We start from the raw sequence: 939 nt of genomic DNA, 5'->3' as shown, positions 1-939 counted from the left end.
CCGGGGTCGATCGCCCAGGCCTCGGCAGCCGCGAAGAAGGCAATCGCCTCGCGCGGATAATCAAGAATCAGGTTCTTGAAATTATGATCGTGACTTTCTCGACTCATGGGCGCTCAGACTAATCTTCTCCAGGGTTCATGATCGTAATGACCGACTCCCCGTCGTCACCAGGCCCTACATGCAGGATCAACTCAACCAAAGAAGGACAATTGCCACCAGGGGGAACTCTCAGCAGCTTAAAACTCAAATAGCTTTTATTAGACGAGCAACTGAACTCCTGGTGCGCCGCCCTGAGCAGATCCCACAGTCTTTGCGTCTCACTCTGTTCCACAAGCTCAACATCATTATTCCATCTTACACAGTCATCACAGACAGCTGACGTCATAGCCAGAGGGTGCTTAAACCCGACTCTCGTAGCAAATAAGCTCGCATTCTTCAGCACACCATCCGCTAGCGCTTGAGCCCGGGTATAGGTATGAACGGCAACAAAGTTGCTTGCAATCGCATTTTTCCGCATTAGTTGAACCTTGCTGTAAGTAGTTTCAAGTCTCTCGTACTCGAAAAATTATACCAGAAGCTTTAGTGAATAAACCAGGACTTTTGATGATCACTTATATCGCAATTTTAAGCTACTTTTTTTGAAATTTGATACCTCCCGATTTCTATAACTTGCTTCATGATTGCTCAACCTCAAACCAACTCACTGTACAGCCCAGTAACAACCTTTGGAGTCTCGGCGAGGCGCAGCAGTACCACACTGCCGGTATACCGATCGAGCTGAACCAACCCTCGGCTTGCCATCCAATCCAGCCACTCGGTCGCCTGCGTGACATCCCAGCCGAGCAAGGCCAGCAGACGCGTGTCACGAGCAAGCTCATCAAAGGCTAATTGCTTGTCGGTACTGTAGCGCTCATCCCACAGCAGAAAGAGCCAGAGGGC

The 939-nt window shown here is 49.8% G+C and carries 1 protein-coding gene and 1 pseudogene; both read right to left on the bottom strand.

Going from position 1 to position 939, the window contains the following annotated elements:
* Nucleotides 1–118: 118 nt before the first annotated feature.
* Complete coding sequence (locus tag VBE63_RS30315; protein WP_323686675.1) at nt 119–517, bottom strand: DUF6573 family protein; 399 nt, start codon at nt 515–517, stop codon at nt 119–121.
* Nucleotides 518–690: 173 nt separating this feature from the next.
* A pseudogene (locus VBE63_RS30310) lies at nt 691–939 on the bottom strand (hypothetical protein); the annotation flags it as partial.

The sequence above is a fragment of the Lamprobacter sp. genome (assembly GCF_034860625.1).
Taxonomy (GTDB): Bacteria; Pseudomonadota; Gammaproteobacteria; order Chromatiales; family Chromatiaceae; genus Lamprobacter.
This window is presented reverse-complemented; position numbering and strand designations above follow the sequence as displayed.